This is a genomic window from Paraburkholderia dilworthii (assembly GCF_000472525.1).
Classification (GTDB): domain Bacteria; phylum Pseudomonadota; class Gammaproteobacteria; order Burkholderiales; family Burkholderiaceae; genus Paraburkholderia; species Paraburkholderia dilworthii.
In genome coordinates this window covers 381463-398093 of record NZ_AWZT01000002.1, presented here as the reverse complement: position 1 = coordinate 398093, position 16631 = coordinate 381463, and the positions used below count along the sequence as shown (strand labels likewise).

Here is a 16631-nt window from a genome sequence, read left to right as displayed (position 1 = left end):
GAGCGGTTGGACACATCTCTATCGCACCGCCACCATTGATGGCACAGCATTTGCGTCTCGACAGCGCGAGGAAGTGAAGGCAATGCCTCTCACGGCAGCGCGCGACTTTCCGTTGGGGGAGGGCAGCATGGACCCATCGGCCGTATCGGACGAATCTGCGGTACAAGGACTACCCGTCGTCATTGTGCATCGGCAGATGCGCAAGACGTCCCGAGGCGGTCATGAAGCCGACACGCTTCGCGAACTGGCGCGCCAGATCGCGGAGCTAAAAGGCACGCGGGTTGCAGGCGAATTCGACGACTCGCAGGCGTATCCCGCGCATCGTTATCTGATCCCCGACGATACGTTGACGCTTGCGCAAGCGCGCAAGCTGGGAGTGCGCTCGGTGCGCGATCTCTACGGCGGCGTCGTGCCGTTTCCGTTCGTTGCGACAAAGCTGATCGCGCATAGCCTGCCTGATGGCGCAAATGTCGCGCCGCCTGGCTGGTCGCGTGCGTTCGGCGCGCGCGTCGCGTCACTCGTGTTGCCCGGTTACGCGACGTTCTCGCGCGACGACGCACACAGTGCGGCACGCGCGCTATGGCAAGGAGGCCGCGTGCGCGTCAAGCGGCCGTATGGAATCGGCGGCGCGGGACAGGCGTTGATTGCGAACGAGGACGAACTCGAGGTGCAACTCGATACGCTCGGTGACGACGCATTGCGCACAGAGGGCATCGCGATCGAGCGGCATCTGGAGGTAATCGATACGTTCAGCGTCGGCCAGATCGTGCTCGACGACCTCTGCGCGAGCTACTATGGCGTGCAGCATCTAACGCAAAACAATCACGGCCATTACGTATATGGCGGCTCGGATCTCGTTGTCGTGCGAGGTGGCTTCGATGCTCTCGAGCGACTCGATCTCACGCCGGACATACGCGAATCGATTGCGAAGGCGCGCGCGTTCGATGCCGCCGTCCAGATCGACTACGCCGGATTTTTCGCGTCGCGGCGCAACTACGACGTGGCGTGCGGCTTCGACGACGCGGGAGCGCGTCATTGCGGCGTACTCGAACAATCATGGCGTGTAGGCGGGGCAACGGGCGCTGAAATCGGCGCGCTGCGCGCCTTCCGGGCCGAACCGGACGCGTATCTGGTCCGCGCATCGACACGCGAAGTCTATGGAGAAGACGTGCCGTTGCCCGCCGGCGCGTGCCTGGTTTATCGCGGCGTCGATGTTCAGGCTGGCCTGATCACGAAGTTCTACACGCTCGATTGCAATGCGATGCAAAGGAGTAGCGGCCCATGACGGCAGACCGTTATCAGCTACAGATCAAACTCGAACGCGGCCATCTCGACGGCACGATGCTCGTACCTAAAACGACCGTGCCCGGCGTGCTTTTCGTGCACGGATGGGGCGGCAACCAGGAGCAGTACCTCGAGCGCGCGAGACAGGCCGCGGCCCTCGGCTGCGTCTGCCTGACGTTCGACCTGACAGGGCATGCGCGCACGCAAAGCGAGCAGCAGACAGTGACGCGCGAAATGAATCTCAACGACCTGCTTGCCGCGTACGACACGCTGGCCGGGCATCCGTCGATAGACCGCGATTCGATTGCCGTGATCGGCAGCAGCTACGGCGGCTATCTTGCAGCCATCGTGACCGAGTTGCGTCCGGTGCGATGGCTCGGTCTGCGCGTGCCCGCGTTGTATCTCGACGAAGGCTGGGCCACACCGAAGCGAGCGTTGCATGACGAGTACGATCTTGTCGCCTATCGCAAGCGCATCGTGCCGGCCACGGAAAACCGCGCGTTGCGCGCTGCTGCGAACTTCAGGGGCGACGTGCTGCTGGTCGAGTCGGAGCACGATGAGATCGTTCCGCATACGGTCATCGCCAGCTATCTGCAGGCTTTCCTGCAAGCACATTCGCTCACGTACCGCGTGATCGAGGGCGCGGACCACGGCCTGTCCGACGCGGGCAGTCAGCGGGCTTATACCGACCTGGTGGTCAACTGGCTGGCGGAGATGATCCAGGGCTCGCGGGCCGGCAGCCGCGGTGCGGTGCGCACTCAGGGAAATGTGTAAGCGCGTGTCAATGGCACAACGGTGCTGTCCAACGCCCTGCGCTCTCCGGAACGGCAATCGCAGCGCGACGAATCGCACGCGTTGTTAAGCGTCTTCGTCGAACGATCCCGTGCGCACGTCGCCATTACGCAGGTAGCGGGTAATCAGCACGCCGTCGCGCGTCGCCGCCGAGCGCGCCAGGGTGAAGGCAGACGCGCGTGCGTTGTCGTCGAAGAGACGTTTGCCGCGCCCGAGTATGACGGGGTAAATCACAAACCGAAGCTCGTCCACCAGATCGTCTGCGAGCAGTTGACGCACCATGTTGCCGCTGCCGAACGTCAGCAGATCTGCGCCGTCCTCACATTTAAGCGCGCGTATCGCGTCGGCAAGCCCGCCCTCCAGCACATGACTGTTGCGCCAGTCGACCGTATCGGGTCGATGCGTGGCCACATGCTTCGGTACGCTGTTGAACAGGTCGGCGATGGCGCGGCTATGCGAATCGGCCGGTACGCGCGGCCAGTACGCTGCGAATATGTCGTAGGTGCAACGCCCGAGCAGCAACTCGAACGGCTGCGAGAGCAGGTCCTGCAAATTTTCCCCGATGGCTTCGTCAGCATACGGAACGATCCAGCCGCCAAGGCGGAACTCGCCGCTGGGGTCTTCTCCGGGTCCGCCCGGTGATTGAATTACGCCATCCAGACTGATGAAAGCCGAAACAGTGAGCTTGCGCATAAGGTTCTCCAGATCCACGGACCCGATCGGTCCTTAGATACGACGAACGAGCCACATGTGGATCGACAGCGCGCCCGGCGGCAAGATGCGAAACGTCGGCCAACGACGACAGCACGGTTTGGGCTCCGACGATTGCCGCCCGTTCCGCTTACGCCTGAGCGCTGAGACGATCGATCGCCGCAGGTTCGCGACCTCATCGACCCAGTCGCGCGGATTGGTCTCTATCCCGGGTCAGTTCGTCTCGCTTGTCCGCGCCCGTCTTTGGCGGCGTCGGGGCGGCGCAAGCTTCCAGCGCGGCGACTGCGCGTTTCGCGAGCTCAACCGTTTCGTCACATGCAGCGACGTTTCGCAGCATCGTGCAATGGGCGCCCCAGCCGAGCTTCGACAAGACCGAGCGCAGCTTCGCCAGCGCCGCTTGCGGCGAGCCGTTGTCAGCAATGAGCGAGGCCATGTCGAATGCGCTGCCAGCCGGCGTTGTGATCACTGTCGGGCAACTGGTCGCGGCGCCTACGCCGGACACGAAGAGCGCCAATGTGAGTCCGACGGTGCCGGTGCGCCAGGCGCCGGGAACATCGAAATACGTATGCATCGATACGATCATAGGAAACTCCGGTCGGCGGCGGTGCAATGCGGGTTGCACGACACCGCTCAGTATCGGCTGCGCGTATTTCGCGTGCAAGCATCGACAAGAAGCGGGCGGCGGCGATCGCAATGGAACCGCAGAAGCGCTCTGCGGCGTGTGGCATTTGGGGCACCTATGAGCGCCAACCCAAGCGCCAATAGGGAGCGACGCGGCCATCGCGCAGATATTCGTCACGGCGAACACCGCTTGCGAGCCTTCGGGCCTGCGTCTTGTGCGGCTCGCGTTGTTTTTTTGCGACTGGCGAAAAGGCGAGGTGCGGGGACAGCCATGTGCTGAAAGCCTCCGACGCAACGAGGGCATGCTGTCATACGAAATACCCGATTTTCAGGCGTCGCAAACATGGATACGATTCGATTGACGTCAGCGTTCTCCAAACGTTCGGCGTGTGTGTTTGTTAGCCGCAGCTTGTCTGCGGCTTTTTTCTGCGCTTTTTGCCCGCTTTTTGCCCGCTTTTTGCCCCCTTTTGCCGCAGCTAGAACCGGCCGGCCCGTTTTAATCTTCCCGCCAACGAACCGGGTTCGGTAAGGCCATCAACGGAACGATATTGCATCGGATATCTAACTATTATCCGTGCCTTCGGAACTGCGCGGCGTGACCGCAAAGAACATCACCGCAAGATCCGTCGCGGACGCCTCGCGCACGCAGGGAACCGCGTATTTCCTCCTACATGACAGCAGCTCCATCGCGTAATAGCGGCTGGCGAGACCTTGGCTCGCCCGCGCGTTGGCGGTTTCATCCTGTTCGCCGTCTCTCTGGTAAACCCGCTTGCACCACAATTTCGGTGCGTCTATATTGCTATACACCATTAACTATTGCGATGCGATAACAAATGAGCAATGACGTGTTGTTCTCGAATCACGGCCGCGTCGCGGTCATCACCCTCAACCGCCCTGAGCGTCTGAATGCGTGGACCACGCCGATGCGCGAAATGATCATCGAGGCGTTGGAGCGCTTTAACAGCGACCCCGAAGTCGCCGCGATCATCATGACGGGCGCGGGCAATCGGGCCTTCTCGGCGGGCCAGGACCTGTCGGAAGCGCATGACTTCGACGGCGAACGCGCGGTGGCGTGGGTCAAGGAATGGCAGCGCTACTACACGGCGCTGCGCAGCCTCGCGAAGCCGCTCGTCATGGCGTTGAACGGTACGGCCGCGGGCTCGGCGTTCCAGGTGGCGCTGCTTGGTGATATTCGGGTCGGCCATCCGGGCGTGCGCATGGGACAGCCGGAGATCAACGCGGGCATCGCCAGCACGACCGGCCCGTGGATCATGAACTCGATGCTCGGCATGTCGCGCACCATCGAACTGACGCTGACGGGTCGTTTGATGGATGCCGAGGAGTGTCATCGCATCGGCCTCATTCATCACCTCGTTGCCGAAGACAAGGTGTTTGAAAAGGCGCTGGAAATTGCCAGCGAGCTTGCCGCCAAGCCACCCGTCGCGATGCGTCTGGACAAGCAGCGCTTTCGCGAAATGACCGAACCGGGTTTCATCGACTGCATCGAAGCTGGCGAGCGCATTCAGCGCGAAGCCTACGACTCGGGGGAACCCGCTCGCATGATGGAAGAGTTCTTCCGTAAGCGCGGGAAGTAGCCGGCCGCGAGCGATGCCAGAAGCGATGCCAGAAGCGAGGCAAAGTCGAGCCGTTCCAATCTCAACCCTTGTGCGGGAGACCTGAACAATGACGCAAGACTTCAATGCGGCGCGCCGTCGCATTCTTCACGGCGCGGGCGCGCTTGCTGTAGCCAGCGCGATGCCGCTCGCCGCGCGAGCGCAGACCAGGCAGATCGTGGTGTCGGACCCGGGCGGTCCCTATACGACCGCGTATCGCGAAGCGTTTTACGATCCGTTCGAGAAAGCGACTGGTATCAAGGTCGTGAGCGTCGCGCGCGAATCGCAGCCCGTTGCGCAATTCGCCGCGATGGTGCAGACGAAGAATTATGTGTGGGACGTCACCACGCTCACGCTGTCGGCCGACATCCCTTACCTCGAATCGAAAGGTCTGCTCGAACCCATCGGCCTGAAGGCGAGCGACTATCCGGACATCATGCCCGAAGCCATCACGCCGAACTGGCTCGGCGTCGACGTGTATTCGACCGTGCTCGCGTATCGCGCGGACAAGTTCAAGGACAACGGCCCGAAATCGTGGGCGGACTTCTGGGACGTGAAGAAATTCCCCGGTCGCCGCTGCCTGCGGCGCAGCCCGCTCGACACGCTCGAACAGGCGCTGCTTGCCGACGGCGTGCCGCTCGACAAGCTCTATCCGCTCGACGTGGACCGCGCTTTCAAAAGCCTCGACAAAATCAAGCCGCACGTGAACATCTGGTGGACCTCGGGCGCACAAGCCATGCAGGCGATCCAGAGCGGCGACGTCGACATGATCTCGACGTGGAACGGCCGCGCGCAAGCCGCGAAGGACGCGGGAGCGCCGGTCACGATCGTCTGGAATCAGGGCCTCTATTCGATCGAAGGCTGGGGCATTCCGAAAGGCACGCCGCGCGCGGACGCAGCGAAGCAATTCGTGCGCTTTTGCGCCGATGCCAGGCGCCAGGCGCTGCTCACGCGCACGCTCGCCTACGGCCCGACCAACAAGAAAGCGTTCGAGACGATTTCGAAAGACCGCGCGACGCTGTTGCCCACGGCGCCCGACAACATTCGCGATATGCGGCTGCCGAGTCCGCAGTGGTGGGAAGCGAACCGTCAGAAGGTCACCGAACGGTTCAATTCGTGGATCATTTCGTAAGGGCCGCACCATGAGTTCGAAGCTCGAGGCGATTGGCATTGCAAAGCGCTACGGCGATGCGCTCGCGCTGGAACCGACGGACCTCGCCGTGCAAGCCGGCGAATTCCTGACGCTGCTCGGTCCCTCGGGTTCGGGCAAGACTACGCTGTTGCAGATGATCTCGGGCCTCGTCGCGCCGAGCGCGGGGCGTATCGAGATCGACGGGCGCGACGTCACGCATGTCGAGCCTGGCAAGCGCGGCATCGGCATGGTGTTCCAGAGCTATGCACTGTTTCCGCACATGAGCGTGTGGGACAACGTCGCGTACGGCCTGCGCATGCGACGAAAGTCGCGCGGCGAAGTGCGCGCGGCCGTCGACGATGCACTCGCGATGGTGCGCATGACGGAATACGCGAAGCGCTTTCCGAAGGAATTGTCGGGCGGGCAGCAGCAGCGCATTGCACTTGCGCGCTGCTTTGCGTACCGGCCGTCGGTGATTCTGCTCGACGAGCCGCTCGGCGCGCTCGACAAGAAATTGCGAGAGCACATGCAGTCGGAGATTCGCCGCTTGCATAAGGAGCTCGGCGCAACCTTCGTGTACGTCACGCACGATCAGGACGAAGCGCTCACGCTGTCCGATCGCATCTGCCTGATGAATCAGGCGCGCATCGAGCAGGTGGGCACGCCCGCCGATCTGTACGACCGTCCCGCGACGCGCTTTGCGGCGGGTTTCATCGGTCATTCGAATCTGCTCGAGGGTTCGCTCGACGACGCACGCGGCGCGAGCGGCGAGCCGATCCTGCTCGCGGCCGGCGGCCGCATTCCGTTGCCGATGAACGCTATAAAAACGCTCGGGCCATCGGGTGCGCGCCATACGCTGCTCGTGCGTCCCGAGGCCCCGCGCCTCGTCGACCCGACAAGCGGTTTTGTCGACGGCACGATTGCGGACGTTGTGTTCTTCGGCAGCGACACACGCATACAACTGGCGATGAACGACGGCAGCGAGCTCACTGTGCGTTGCGAGCGCGGTCTCTCGCCGCGCATCGGCGACAAGGTTGGTCTCGTGTGGGACCCGTATCGCACGACGCTTCTGCACGCCTGAAAGGGATCACGATGACCATCGCTCTTCACGCGCACCGCGAAAACGAAGCGTCGCGGCGCAGCCGGTCCGTCTGGCTCGGGCGCTGCATGCGCTTCCTGCCGATCGTGCCGACGCTGCTGTTTCTGTTGGTGTTCTTCATCGTGCCGGTCGGCGAAATCCTGCAAGGCGGACTTTTCAGCGCCGAAGGGCAGATCGGTTTCGCGCAGTTCGAGCGCATCGCACGCACGCCTGTTTACGCCAAGGTGCTGTGGATCACCTTCGCCATTTCGTTCATGACGGCGGCGCTCTCCCTTCTGCTCGGCTATCCGGTCGCGTACATGCTGAGCCGTTTGTCGGAGCGCACACGCGAACGCTGGCTGCTGTGGATCATGCTGCCGTTCTGGACGAGCTATCTCGTGAAGACATACGCATGGATGTTGCTGCTTTCGAAAACGGGCGTGCTGTCGACCATCGCGCTGTCGCTCGGCCTCGTGCGCGAGACGAGCGGCACGATTCCGTCGCTCACTGGCGTGCTGATCGGCATGGTGCACTCGATGCTCCCGCTCGCCGTGATGACGATGCTGCCCGTGATGCGCGGCATCGACGATCGGCTCACGCAAGCCGCCGAAACGCTCGGCGCCGAGCGCAGCACCAGTTTCTTCACGGTGTTCCTGCCGCTGTCGTCGCCGGGCGTGGCGGCGGCCGGCCTGCTCGTGTTCATTTCGAGCCTCGGCTTCTTTATCGTGCCGGCGCTGCTCGGCTCGCCGAAGGAAACGATGATCGCGCAGCTCGTGATCTCGTCGGTGCTGGAACTGTTCGACATGCGCTTCGCCGGCGCGCTGTCGACCGTGCTGCTCGTCTGCTCGATCGTGATCTTCTTCGTGTACGACCGCATGGTGGGCCTCACGTCGCTAACGGGCGAAGTCGCGGAGCGTCAGCGCGGCTCGCGTGCACAAGGCATCAAGCTCGCGCTTCTGATAACGGCAGGGCGCGTCTTCGCCCCGTTCGTGATGCGCCGCAAGACGCACCCCGAAGAGGGTGCGCGAGGAGCGCGCGCGGCGAGCCCGCTTGGCTTCTATACGTGCGTCATCATGGTGGCGCTCGTCGTGCCGGTGCTTTCCGTGATTCCCTATGCGTTCACGAAGAGCGACTACATCGGCTTTCCGCCGAAACTCTTCAGTGTTCGCTGGTTCGGCACCTTCATGGATTCGCCGGTGTGGCAAAGCGCGATCATCCGCTCGTTCGAAGTGGGTCTCGGCACCGCGCTGTTGTCGCTGCTGCTCGGCTTCGGCGCCACACTCGCGATGACGCGCATGCCGCGCCGCGCGAGCAAGCCCATCTTCGCGTTGCTGGTCGCGCCGCTCATCGTGCCGCGTATCGTGGTGGCGGTCGGCCTGCTGTATCTGTTCGGACGCTTCGGCCTCACCGGCACGAACCTCGGTCTCGTGATCGGCCATACGGTGCTCGCGATTCCCTATGTGGTCGTGACGCTTGCCGCGGGCTTCCAGCGCTTCGACTGGCGTCTTGACGACGCGGCACGCGTGATGGGTGCGTCGCCGTTGCGGCGCATCACGTCGGTTGTGTTGCCGCTTCTGATGGCGAGCGTGACCGCCGCGTTCCTGTTCGCATTCCTCGTTTCGTTCGACGACCTGACTATCGCAATCTTCGTTTCCGGCGGCATCAACACAACGCTGCCCAAGCAGATGTGGGACGACATCCAGCTCGCGATTACACCGACGCTTGCGGCCGTGTCCACCACGCTCGTCATTCTCATTGCGCTCGTCGTCGCGGTTTCTTCCTGGCTCAAGCGCAAGACGCGCTAACTCTCCGTATTCCGACCGGTTCACACATGCATTGTTATCCAGAATATTTCGCTCACCGGCACGCAAACGACGAACTCGACTGTGTGCCGCTGCTCGCGGCGGGGTTGCGCCGCGACCCCGCGCGCACCATTGTGCATTTCGAGGATCGAGCGATTACATGCGAAGACGCCGCGCGGCACGTCGTGCAGTTGCAGCGCTGGTTCGCTGCGCAAGGTCTGGAGCCGGGCGATCGCCTCGCGGTGATGCTCGGCAACAGTCCCGGGCATATTCATCTGATCTACGCGCTGCATTTGAGCGGTCTCGTGTGGGTGCCCGTCAACACGAAGCTGCGCGCGGCGGGCCTTGAATATCTGCTGCAACATGCAGAACCGAAGCTGTTCGTGATCGACGACGAATTCGACGCGGTGACCGCTGAGCTCGATTGCGGCACGGCGCGGCGCACGCAACTGCCGGCATTCGATGCGCACGATACGAACGCGGAGTTCGCGACGCCTGTTATCGGCGTGCACGATCCGCTGTGCATCATCTACACGTCGGGCACGACGGGCGCGCCGAAAGGCGTAGTCTTCACGCACCGGATGATGCGCATCGCGAGCGAGGCGGCGCTTCGCGTCGCGGACGTGCGCGATGGCGACCGGCTTTTTCTGTGGGAACCGTTGTGTCACATCGGCGGCGCGCAGATGCTGTTGCTGCCGTTTCTCGCCGACGTGACGCTGCACGCGGTGCCGCGCTTTTCCGCGTCGCAGTTCTGGCCGCAGATCGAGCGCGCGGGCGCAACGCAACTGCATTACCTCGGCGGCGTGCTCGATATCCTGATGCAGTTGCCCGAGAGCGAGCAGCCCGCCGGGCACACGCTGCGCGTCGCGTGGGGCGCGGGCGTGAGCGCTTCGTCCTGGGAGCCGATCCAGACGCGGCTGAACGTTTCGCTGCGCGAGTGCTACGGCATGACCGAATGTTCGAGTTTTGCGACGGCGAATGTCACCGGCAAGCCAGGTTCGATCGGCCGCGCATTGCCGTGGATCGACATCGAATTGCTCGATGAAAACGGCCATGCCGTGAAAGAGGGCGAGGCGGGCGAAATCGTGCTGTCCAGCAAGGTGGAGGGCACATTTTTACCGGCGTATCTGAAGAGTCCCGATGCAACGAGAGCCGCATTGCGCAACGGCCGGCTTCATACGGGCGACCGCGCGCGCCGTGACGCGGATGGCGATCTGTTCTTCATCGGCCGGCAGACGGACAGCATGCGCGTGCGCGGCGAGAATGTGTCCGCATGGGAAATCGAGCGCATTTTCGCGGCACATCCGGCGATCCGCGCGAGTGCGGCGATCGGTGTCGAGTCGGCGATCGGCGAGCAAGACATTTTGCTCGACGTTCAGTTCAGGGACCAACCGGTGGAGTGGCAAGCGCTGCATGCATGGGCGCGCGAGCGTCTCGCGAGTTTCCAGTTGCCGCGCTACTACCGCGCGGTAGCCGGCTTCGAGATGACGGCGAGCGAGCGCGTGAAGAAGCATCTGCTGTCCCGCGATACCGCGGACGCCTGGGATCGTCTCGCGACTGCGGAGCAGTAGCTATCGCATACAGATAGCGTTTTAGGGCTATGCGATAATTCCCCGTTCGAACCAGACAGACACTGACCCGATGAGCGACGAGCCCAAAGCCCCGCCCAAGCGCAAGACTTCTGCGGCAAAGCCGCCGGCCGAGGCAGCCGACCCGAGCGCGTCTTCACTCTATGTGCAGTCGGTCGAAAAGGCGATGAAGGTGCTCACCGCTTTCGACGGCAGCAAGCGTCAGCTGTCGTTGTCGGAAATCTCCGCGTTCACGGGTTTCGACATGAGCGCGACGCAGCGTTTCACTTATACGCTCGCCGCGCTCGGTTATCTCTTCAAGGACCCGGACAGCCGCAAGTATGAACTGTCGCCGCGGCTTCTCGACTTCACGTATCACTACCTTACGTCGAACGATCTCGTGAGCCGTGCGACGCCTTATCTCCAGCAGCTCGGCTCCGAGACGGAAGAGGCGACCAACCTCACGGTGCTCGACGATACGGACATTGTGTTCGTGCTGCGCATTGTGAGCCGCAATGTGTTCAACGCACACGTCATTACTGGCTCGCGGCTGCCCGCATATTGCACCGCGCCGGGCCTCGCGATTCTGGCGACGCTCGCCGACGGCGAGATCGACGACATCCTTTCGCGCACGAATCTCGTGCCTTATACGGCGTCCACGGTGTACCAGCCGCGCAAGATCAAGGAGCGGATCGCGCAGATCCGCAAGCAGGGCTACGCGCATACAGAAGACGAATACTTCGTGAGCGATATCTCGACGGCGGCCGCGATCACGAACGCGCACGGACGCGGCATTGGCGCGGTCAATATTGCGGTGGCGCGTTCGCGCTGGCAGGCGGATCGCGATGAAAAACGCTTCGCCGATCTGGTCATTTCCACCGCCTCTGCAATTTCCACACGGCGGCGCGTGGAATAACGGCGCCGCGCCTACCGACGCTCGTCATGGCTAGTGCCGTGCGCTGAGATTCGGTTCGCGGCACGCTCCATGCTGGCCTTCCGGAAAACGGCAAGCGCCGTGAAATCGGGAGACAGTGATGAACATGGTGAAAGTAGCAGGCATCGCGTTGGTGCTGTGCGTGAGTAGCGCGGCCTATGCGCAACAAAGCGGTAACGCGCCGGCGAACAGCGGCGCGCAAACCGGCAAAGAGGCTCAGCCCGGGCAGGCGGGACGCACCGTCGACGAGCCGGCAGCGCTAGGCGCTCCCGGCAACAAGCCGGGATCGCTGATGGATAAGCGCGCAAACGCGCTGTCGCCGCAGGGCGCGTCGTCGCCGACCCGAACGGGTGAGGTCAAGCAGTAGCGGCGGTGAGAACGGGCGTCGCGTGCATCTGAAAACGCGACGACCACGGGCGGCGGCGTGTCCTAGCGACGCACGCCGTCGCTGATTCTTCGGCATGGTAGGGAGCCCTTGGCGCGTTCATGGCAGCGGGGGTTGGTATGCCGCGCGTACGCATGGACCGTGCTGGCTTCGATGCGCAGGCCCGGCGCCCGGAGACCGGCATCGACGCGGTAAAGGGCGCGAGCTGCTGGACTTGCGTTGTCTGCATCGAGGGGTGAGCCCCTTGATGGACGCGCGGGTCCTGGCCCGCCACTCACAGTGCGCCTATGATGAACTCATCGACTGCCGCGACTGCTCCTGTCTCATGAACCGTTTTCTGATCGTTGCTGGGGTGCTGTGCATTATTGCCGGGCTAGCATGGCGCTGGCTCGCGCGCATACCGTTCGGCCGGCTGCCTGGCGACATTCATATTGTCCGCGACGGATTTCACCTTTACTTTCCGATTGCCACCTGCATCGCGATCTCAATCGTGGTGTCCGCGCTCTTGTGGTTTGTGCGGCGCTGGAATGGATAATAACGATAGCGAAGCTCTCCGTTGCCTATAATCGGCTCCGGTGGAGCGACGGAGCAGGTGCGTCAGGTGGGGCGGCCAGAAAGCGAAATTTTTGCGCCCCGGCGTGTCGATTTTGATGGTCTTCCTTCGTCGTCCCAATAGCGGCACGCGGCCTGGCCGCCCATCTGCCCAATACTGACAGGAGACGCTCAATGACGATTCAGAAGATCACCCCATTTCTCTGGTATTCCACCGAAGCTGAAGAGGCCGCGGCTTTCTACACCAGCATTTTTCCGGACTCGCGCATGGTACGCGTCACGCCGGTGCCGAGCGCCCGTTCCACGAAGGTCGTCGAGTTCGTTCTGTTCGGGCAGCAGTTCATCGCGATGAGCTCCTCCGGCAACGAGCCCTTCAACCACGCCGTTTCGCTGCTCGTCAATTGTGCCGATCAGGAGGAAGTGGACCGCTACTGGGACGCGCTTCTCGAAGGCGGCGGCGCGCCCGACGCGTGCGGCTGGCTCAAAGACCGCTTCGGCGTGTCGTGGCAGATCGCTCCGGCCGAAGTCATCTCCATGATGGCCGACCCCGATCCGGAAAAAGCGCGGCGCACCGCCGAGGCGATGATGAAGATGGTGAAATTCGACGTCGCCGCGCTGAAGGCCGCGTATGCGGGCACGGCCGGCTAGCACGGCGCGTATCGGCGAACCGGCAAGCGTCGATAGGCTTGGCCGCCGCGCAGCGCGCGGGCCGCCGGGCGCTTGTTATCGGCTCGTCAGGCGGCCTTCCAGCGCGCGTCGACGACGCTCAGTTTGCCCGGAATCAGCTTGAGCGTGCTGAACGTGTCGGCGATCTGCTGCTGATAGGCGAGGGTGGCATCGGTGATTGGCTGCACGCCGTAGCCGGTGCGCTTGAGCGCGACTTCGAGCGTGGCCGTGTCGAGCCCCACGAGCGGCGACAGCAGCGCGGCCACCTCGGGCACGTTGTCGCGTCCCCAGGTGTCCACGGCGTTGACCTCTTCGAGGAGCGTATTCAGTACGTGCGGCTCGGCGGTCGCGAACTTGCGCGCCGCGACGTAGTACTGCGTATTGCGCACGAGCCCGTCGCCATTCGCGATGGTGCGCGCATTGGCCTGCCGTTCGATGGCGGCAAGATACGGGTCCCAGATCACCCACGCGTCGACGCTGCCCTGTACGAACGCGGCGCGCGCGTCGGCGGGCGTCAGGTAGACGGGCTCTATGTCCGAGTAGGACAGTCGCGCCTGTTGCAGCGCCTTCACAAGCAGGAAGTGAACATTCGAGCCCTTGTTGAACGCGACCTTCTTGCCGCGCAACTGCGTCACGCTGCGAATCGGCGAATCGTGCGGGACGACGATCGCTTCGCCGCGCGGCGCGGGCGGCTCGTTGCCGATATAGACGAAGTCGACGCGGCCTGCCTGCGCGAAGACCGGTGGAGTTTCGCCGACGGTGCCCACATCCACCGCGCCTGCATTGAGCCCTTCCAGCAGTTGCGGTCCGGCAGGGAATTCGAGCCACTGAACCGTGATTCCCTCGCTCGCGAGCCGCTTCTCCAGCGTGCCGCGCGCTTTGAGCACGACGAAGTTGCCGTACTTCTGAAAGCCGATGCGTAGGCGTTTATTGTTGCCTTGCGCATGGGCGGTGCTGCTCGTGAACGGCGCGACAGGCGAGAGAACGCCGCCGAGCGCCGCGCTCGTCAAGCCGGCTGCGGCGCCATGCAGAAGGCGGCGCCTGCGTGTGTCGATTGGATCGTTGCGTCGGGTCATCGGTCTTTGGCTCTGTGTGTGAAGTGGCCGTGCGCACTGTCGCATCATCCGTGTTTGAGCAACGGCGATCGCCACGGCCGCGCGCGCAATGCGCGTCGAGTCACCGACGTTAAATCGAGGCACATGCAAATCAAACCAATCTTTGCGCATATGAAAAGCATTGAATCGACGATAGCGTCGACACAAACTGCGCAAGTCACGCGAAGTGATGACTGGATGAAGCTCGCATCAGGTCATGTGCAATCGTTTGCCGGACGTAGCCGGCACGCGTGTAACCGGACCGACGGTCGCCGCGGCGAGTTGACCTGTCGCTCATCCTCCGGGCCGCGCAGTTCACCTTCGCACGAATAATGGCGCGGCCACCGGCCTCAATGCGACGAGACGTATTCCGAGCCCGCATGCGCAGGCGGAATCGCGAAACTCGCCCGCATGCGCCGCGCCTCGGCGGCCGGCGTGAGTCCGAAGAGGCGCTTGAACTCGCGATTGAATTGCGACGTGCTTGCATAACCGACGGCATTGCTTGCCGCCTCGGCCGTCATGTCCTGTCGCAACATCAGCAAGCGGGCCTGGTGCAGGCGCGTCGACTTCACGTACTGCATCGGCGATGTATGCGTGATGGCCTTGAAATGCGTATGAAACGTGGGAACGCTCATGCCGGCTTCGCGGGCAAGTTGAGCGAGGTCGAGCGCACCGGCATAGTCGGAATGGATCCGACGCAGCGCCTTGCCGATCTTGCCGAACTGCCCCTGCATTGCCAGTGCCGCGCGCATCGCGTTGCCCTGCGCGCCTGTCAGAACGCGAAAGTAGAGCTCGCGCAGGAGCGCGGGACCGAGAACCGTTGCGTCGAGCGGGCGGTTCATCGCTTCGAGGAAACGCAGCACGGAGTTTCGCAGCGCCTCGTCCATCGGGCTCGACATCATGCTCTGTGGTGCTTGTGCTTGTGCTTGTGCTTGTGCTTGTGCTTGTGCTTGTGCTTGTGCTTGTGCTTGTGCCTGCACTTGTACCTGAGCTTGTGCTTGCGTGTGCCCGGGCATGTCATGACGCTCGATCTGGGCCATCAGTTCCGCGGCCAGCTTGAAATCGAGGTGCAGATAGATGGCAAGCAGCGGATGCTCCGGCGTCGCGTCGGTTTCCATCGTGAAGGGCACGGGCACCGACACCGCGAGATAGTGCTGCTCGTCGTACACATAAAGCTGGTCGCCGAAATAGCCACGCTTGCGTCCCTGGCAGACGATCACGATGCCCGGGTCGTATAGAACGGGCGTGGACGACAACGGCCGGTCCGAACGCAGGATGCGCACGCCTTCCAGCGGTGTCAGGTTGTAGCCCTCCGCGGGAGCCAGCGCGCCTAGTAGCGCGGCCATCTTCCGCTGGTCTTTGCCAGGAGCCTGGCGCGCAACGCTTGTTTCTTTGGGCAGACTTCGAGCGGTCATAGGGTCGTAAGTGTCATAAGAATAGGCAAGAAAAAGCCGTAATCTGGACTCAAACCGGCAAGGTGAAGAGAATACTATGCACTTTCCGTCCAACTCCAGGAAAAAGGCATCATGGCATCAATCAAGACTTTGCTTATTACCGGCGTGAGCAGCGGCTTCGGTCGCGCGCTCGCTCAGGAAGCGCTTGCCGCCGGTCATCGCGTGGTCGGCACGGTGCGCAGCGAAGCGTCGAAGCGCGAGTTCGAGGCGCTTGCGCCTGACAGGGCACTCGGCCGCGTGCTCGACGTGACCGACTTCGGCTCGATCGACGGCGTGGTCGCCGAAGTCGAGGCAAGCGTGGGACCGGTGGACGTCCTCGTAAACAATGCCGGTTATGGCCACGAGGGCGTCATGGAAGAATCGCCGCTCGCCGAAATGCGCCGGCAGTTCGACGTGAACGTGTTCGGCGCGGTGGCAATGATAAAAGCCGTACTGCCATACATGCGCGAACGCCGACGTGGCCACATTCTCAACATCACGTCGATGGGCGGCTACATCACGATGCCGGGCATCGCCTATTACTGCGGCAGCAAATTCGCGTTGGAGGGCATCTCCGAAGCGCTCGGCAAGGAAGTAGAGCCGTTCGGCATCGCGGTGACAGCCGTGGCGCCGGGCTCTTTTCGCACCGACTGGGCGGGCCGTTCGATGGTCCGCACGCCGCGCTCCATTTCCGACTACGACGCGCTGTTCGATCCGGTACGAACGGCTCGCGAAGAGAAGAGCGGCAAGCAGGCTGGCGATCCCGTCAAGGCAGCGCGCGCGATGCTGGCCGTGATCAGTGCAACGCGGCCGCCTGCGCATCTTCTGCTTGGCAGCGATGCACTCGGCCTCGTGCGCGCGAAACTGTCCGTACTGTCCGATGAAATCGCCGCTTGGGAAGCGGTCACGCTTTCCACCGATGTCTGAACCCGGTGCTGCATGAAGACGGTGTTCGCGTGCGCCGTT

At 63.0% G+C, this 16631-nt stretch carries 16 protein-coding genes; 12 read left to right on the top strand and 4 right to left on the bottom strand.

Annotation, left to right across the window (positions count from 1 at the left end):
- Positions 1 to 127: 127 nt before the first annotated feature.
- Together F759_RS0105575 and F759_RS0105570 are read left to right on the top strand one after the other, a co-directional pair.
- A complete protein-coding gene (locus F759_RS0105575; protein WP_027798985.1) occupies positions 128 to 1285 on the top strand; it encodes a DUF3182 family protein in 1158 nt (385 codons plus the stop codon).
- On the top strand, positions 1282 to 2058 hold the full coding sequence (locus F759_RS0105570) for an alpha/beta hydrolase family protein (protein ID WP_027798984.1): 777 nt from the start codon (positions 1282 to 1284) through the stop codon (positions 2056 to 2058). The genes F759_RS0105575 and F759_RS0105570 overlap by 4 nt, the downstream gene beginning before the upstream one ends.
- Positions 2059 to 2142: 84 nt before the next feature.
- On the opposite strand, the gene F759_RS0105565 is transcribed toward F759_RS0105570, so the two are convergent.
- Positions 2143 to 2769: a dihydrofolate reductase family protein gene (locus F759_RS0105565; protein WP_027798983.1), complete on the bottom strand. Its 627-nt coding sequence runs from the start codon at positions 2767 to 2769 to the stop codon at positions 2143 to 2145.
- 193 nt (positions 2770 to 2962) lie between these two features.
- On the bottom strand, positions 2963 to 3370 hold the full coding sequence (locus F759_RS0105560; RefSeq protein WP_027798982.1) for a hypothetical protein: 408 nt from the start codon (positions 3368 to 3370) through the stop codon (positions 2963 to 2965).
- Between the two features lie 871 nt (positions 3371 to 4241).
- Between F759_RS0105560 and F759_RS0105550 the strand changes: the two genes are divergently transcribed.
- The 9 genes from F759_RS0105550 (at position 4242) to F759_RS0105505 (ending at position 13120) form a co-directional block, all read left to right on the top strand.
- Positions 4242 to 5003, top strand: coding sequence for an enoyl-CoA hydratase/isomerase family protein (locus tag F759_RS0105550; RefSeq protein WP_027798980.1), 762 nt, complete (start codon positions 4242 to 4244; stop codon positions 5001 to 5003).
- Positions 5004 to 5091: 88 nt separating this feature from the next.
- Positions 5092 to 6153, top strand: a complete 1062-nt coding sequence (locus F759_RS0105545) for an ABC transporter substrate-binding protein (protein ID WP_027798979.1) — start codon at positions 5092 to 5094, stop codon at positions 6151 to 6153.
- A 10-nt stretch (positions 6154 to 6163) separates the two neighbouring features.
- Positions 6164 to 7234 (top strand): ABC transporter ATP-binding protein, encoded by a 1071-nt coding sequence (locus F759_RS0105540; protein ID WP_027798978.1) that lies wholly within the window; start codon positions 6164 to 6166, stop codon positions 7232 to 7234.
- An 11-nt stretch (positions 7235 to 7245) separates the two neighbouring features.
- Positions 7246 to 9036, top strand: coding sequence for an ABC transporter permease subunit (locus F759_RS0105535; RefSeq protein WP_027798977.1), 1791 nt, complete (start codon positions 7246 to 7248; stop codon positions 9034 to 9036).
- A 26-nt stretch (positions 9037 to 9062) separates the two neighbouring features.
- A complete protein-coding gene (locus tag F759_RS0105530) occupies positions 9063 to 10604 on the top strand; it encodes an AMP-binding protein (protein WP_027798976.1) in 1542 nt (513 codons plus the stop codon).
- A gap of 70 nt (positions 10605 to 10674) precedes the next feature.
- Positions 10675 to 11517 (top strand): IclR family transcriptional regulator, encoded by an 843-nt coding sequence (locus tag F759_RS0105525; protein ID WP_027798975.1) that lies wholly within the window; start codon positions 10675 to 10677, stop codon positions 11515 to 11517.
- 118 nt (positions 11518 to 11635) lie between these two features.
- Positions 11636 to 11902 (top strand): hypothetical protein, encoded by a 267-nt coding sequence (locus tag F759_RS0105520; RefSeq protein ID WP_027798974.1) that lies wholly within the window; start codon positions 11636 to 11638, stop codon positions 11900 to 11902.
- 343 nt (positions 11903 to 12245) lie between these two features.
- On the top strand, positions 12246 to 12455 hold the full coding sequence (locus tag F759_RS0105510; RefSeq protein ID WP_027798973.1) for a DUF2905 domain-containing protein: 210 nt from the start codon (positions 12246 to 12248) through the stop codon (positions 12453 to 12455).
- A 191-nt stretch (positions 12456 to 12646) separates the two neighbouring features.
- Positions 12647 to 13120 (top strand): VOC family protein, encoded by a 474-nt coding sequence (locus tag F759_RS0105505; RefSeq protein ID WP_027798972.1) that lies wholly within the window; start codon positions 12647 to 12649, stop codon positions 13118 to 13120.
- An 86-nt stretch (positions 13121 to 13206) separates the two neighbouring features.
- On the opposite strand, the gene F759_RS0105500 is transcribed toward F759_RS0105505, so the two are convergent.
- Positions 13207 to 14214, bottom strand: coding sequence for a sulfonate ABC transporter substrate-binding protein (locus F759_RS0105500; RefSeq protein ID WP_027798971.1), 1008 nt, complete (start codon positions 14212 to 14214; stop codon positions 13207 to 13209).
- Between the two features lie 368 nt (positions 14215 to 14582).
- On the bottom strand, positions 14583 to 15578 hold the full coding sequence (locus F759_RS0105495; protein WP_027798970.1) for an AraC family transcriptional regulator: 996 nt from the start codon (positions 15576 to 15578) through the stop codon (positions 14583 to 14585).
- A 180-nt stretch (positions 15579 to 15758) separates the two neighbouring features.
- On the opposite strand from F759_RS0105495, the gene F759_RS0105490 reads away from it, so the two are divergent.
- Positions 15759 to 16592 (top strand): oxidoreductase, encoded by an 834-nt coding sequence (locus tag F759_RS0105490; RefSeq protein ID WP_027798969.1) that lies wholly within the window; start codon positions 15759 to 15761, stop codon positions 16590 to 16592.
- Positions 16593 to 16631: the final 39 nt, after the last annotated feature.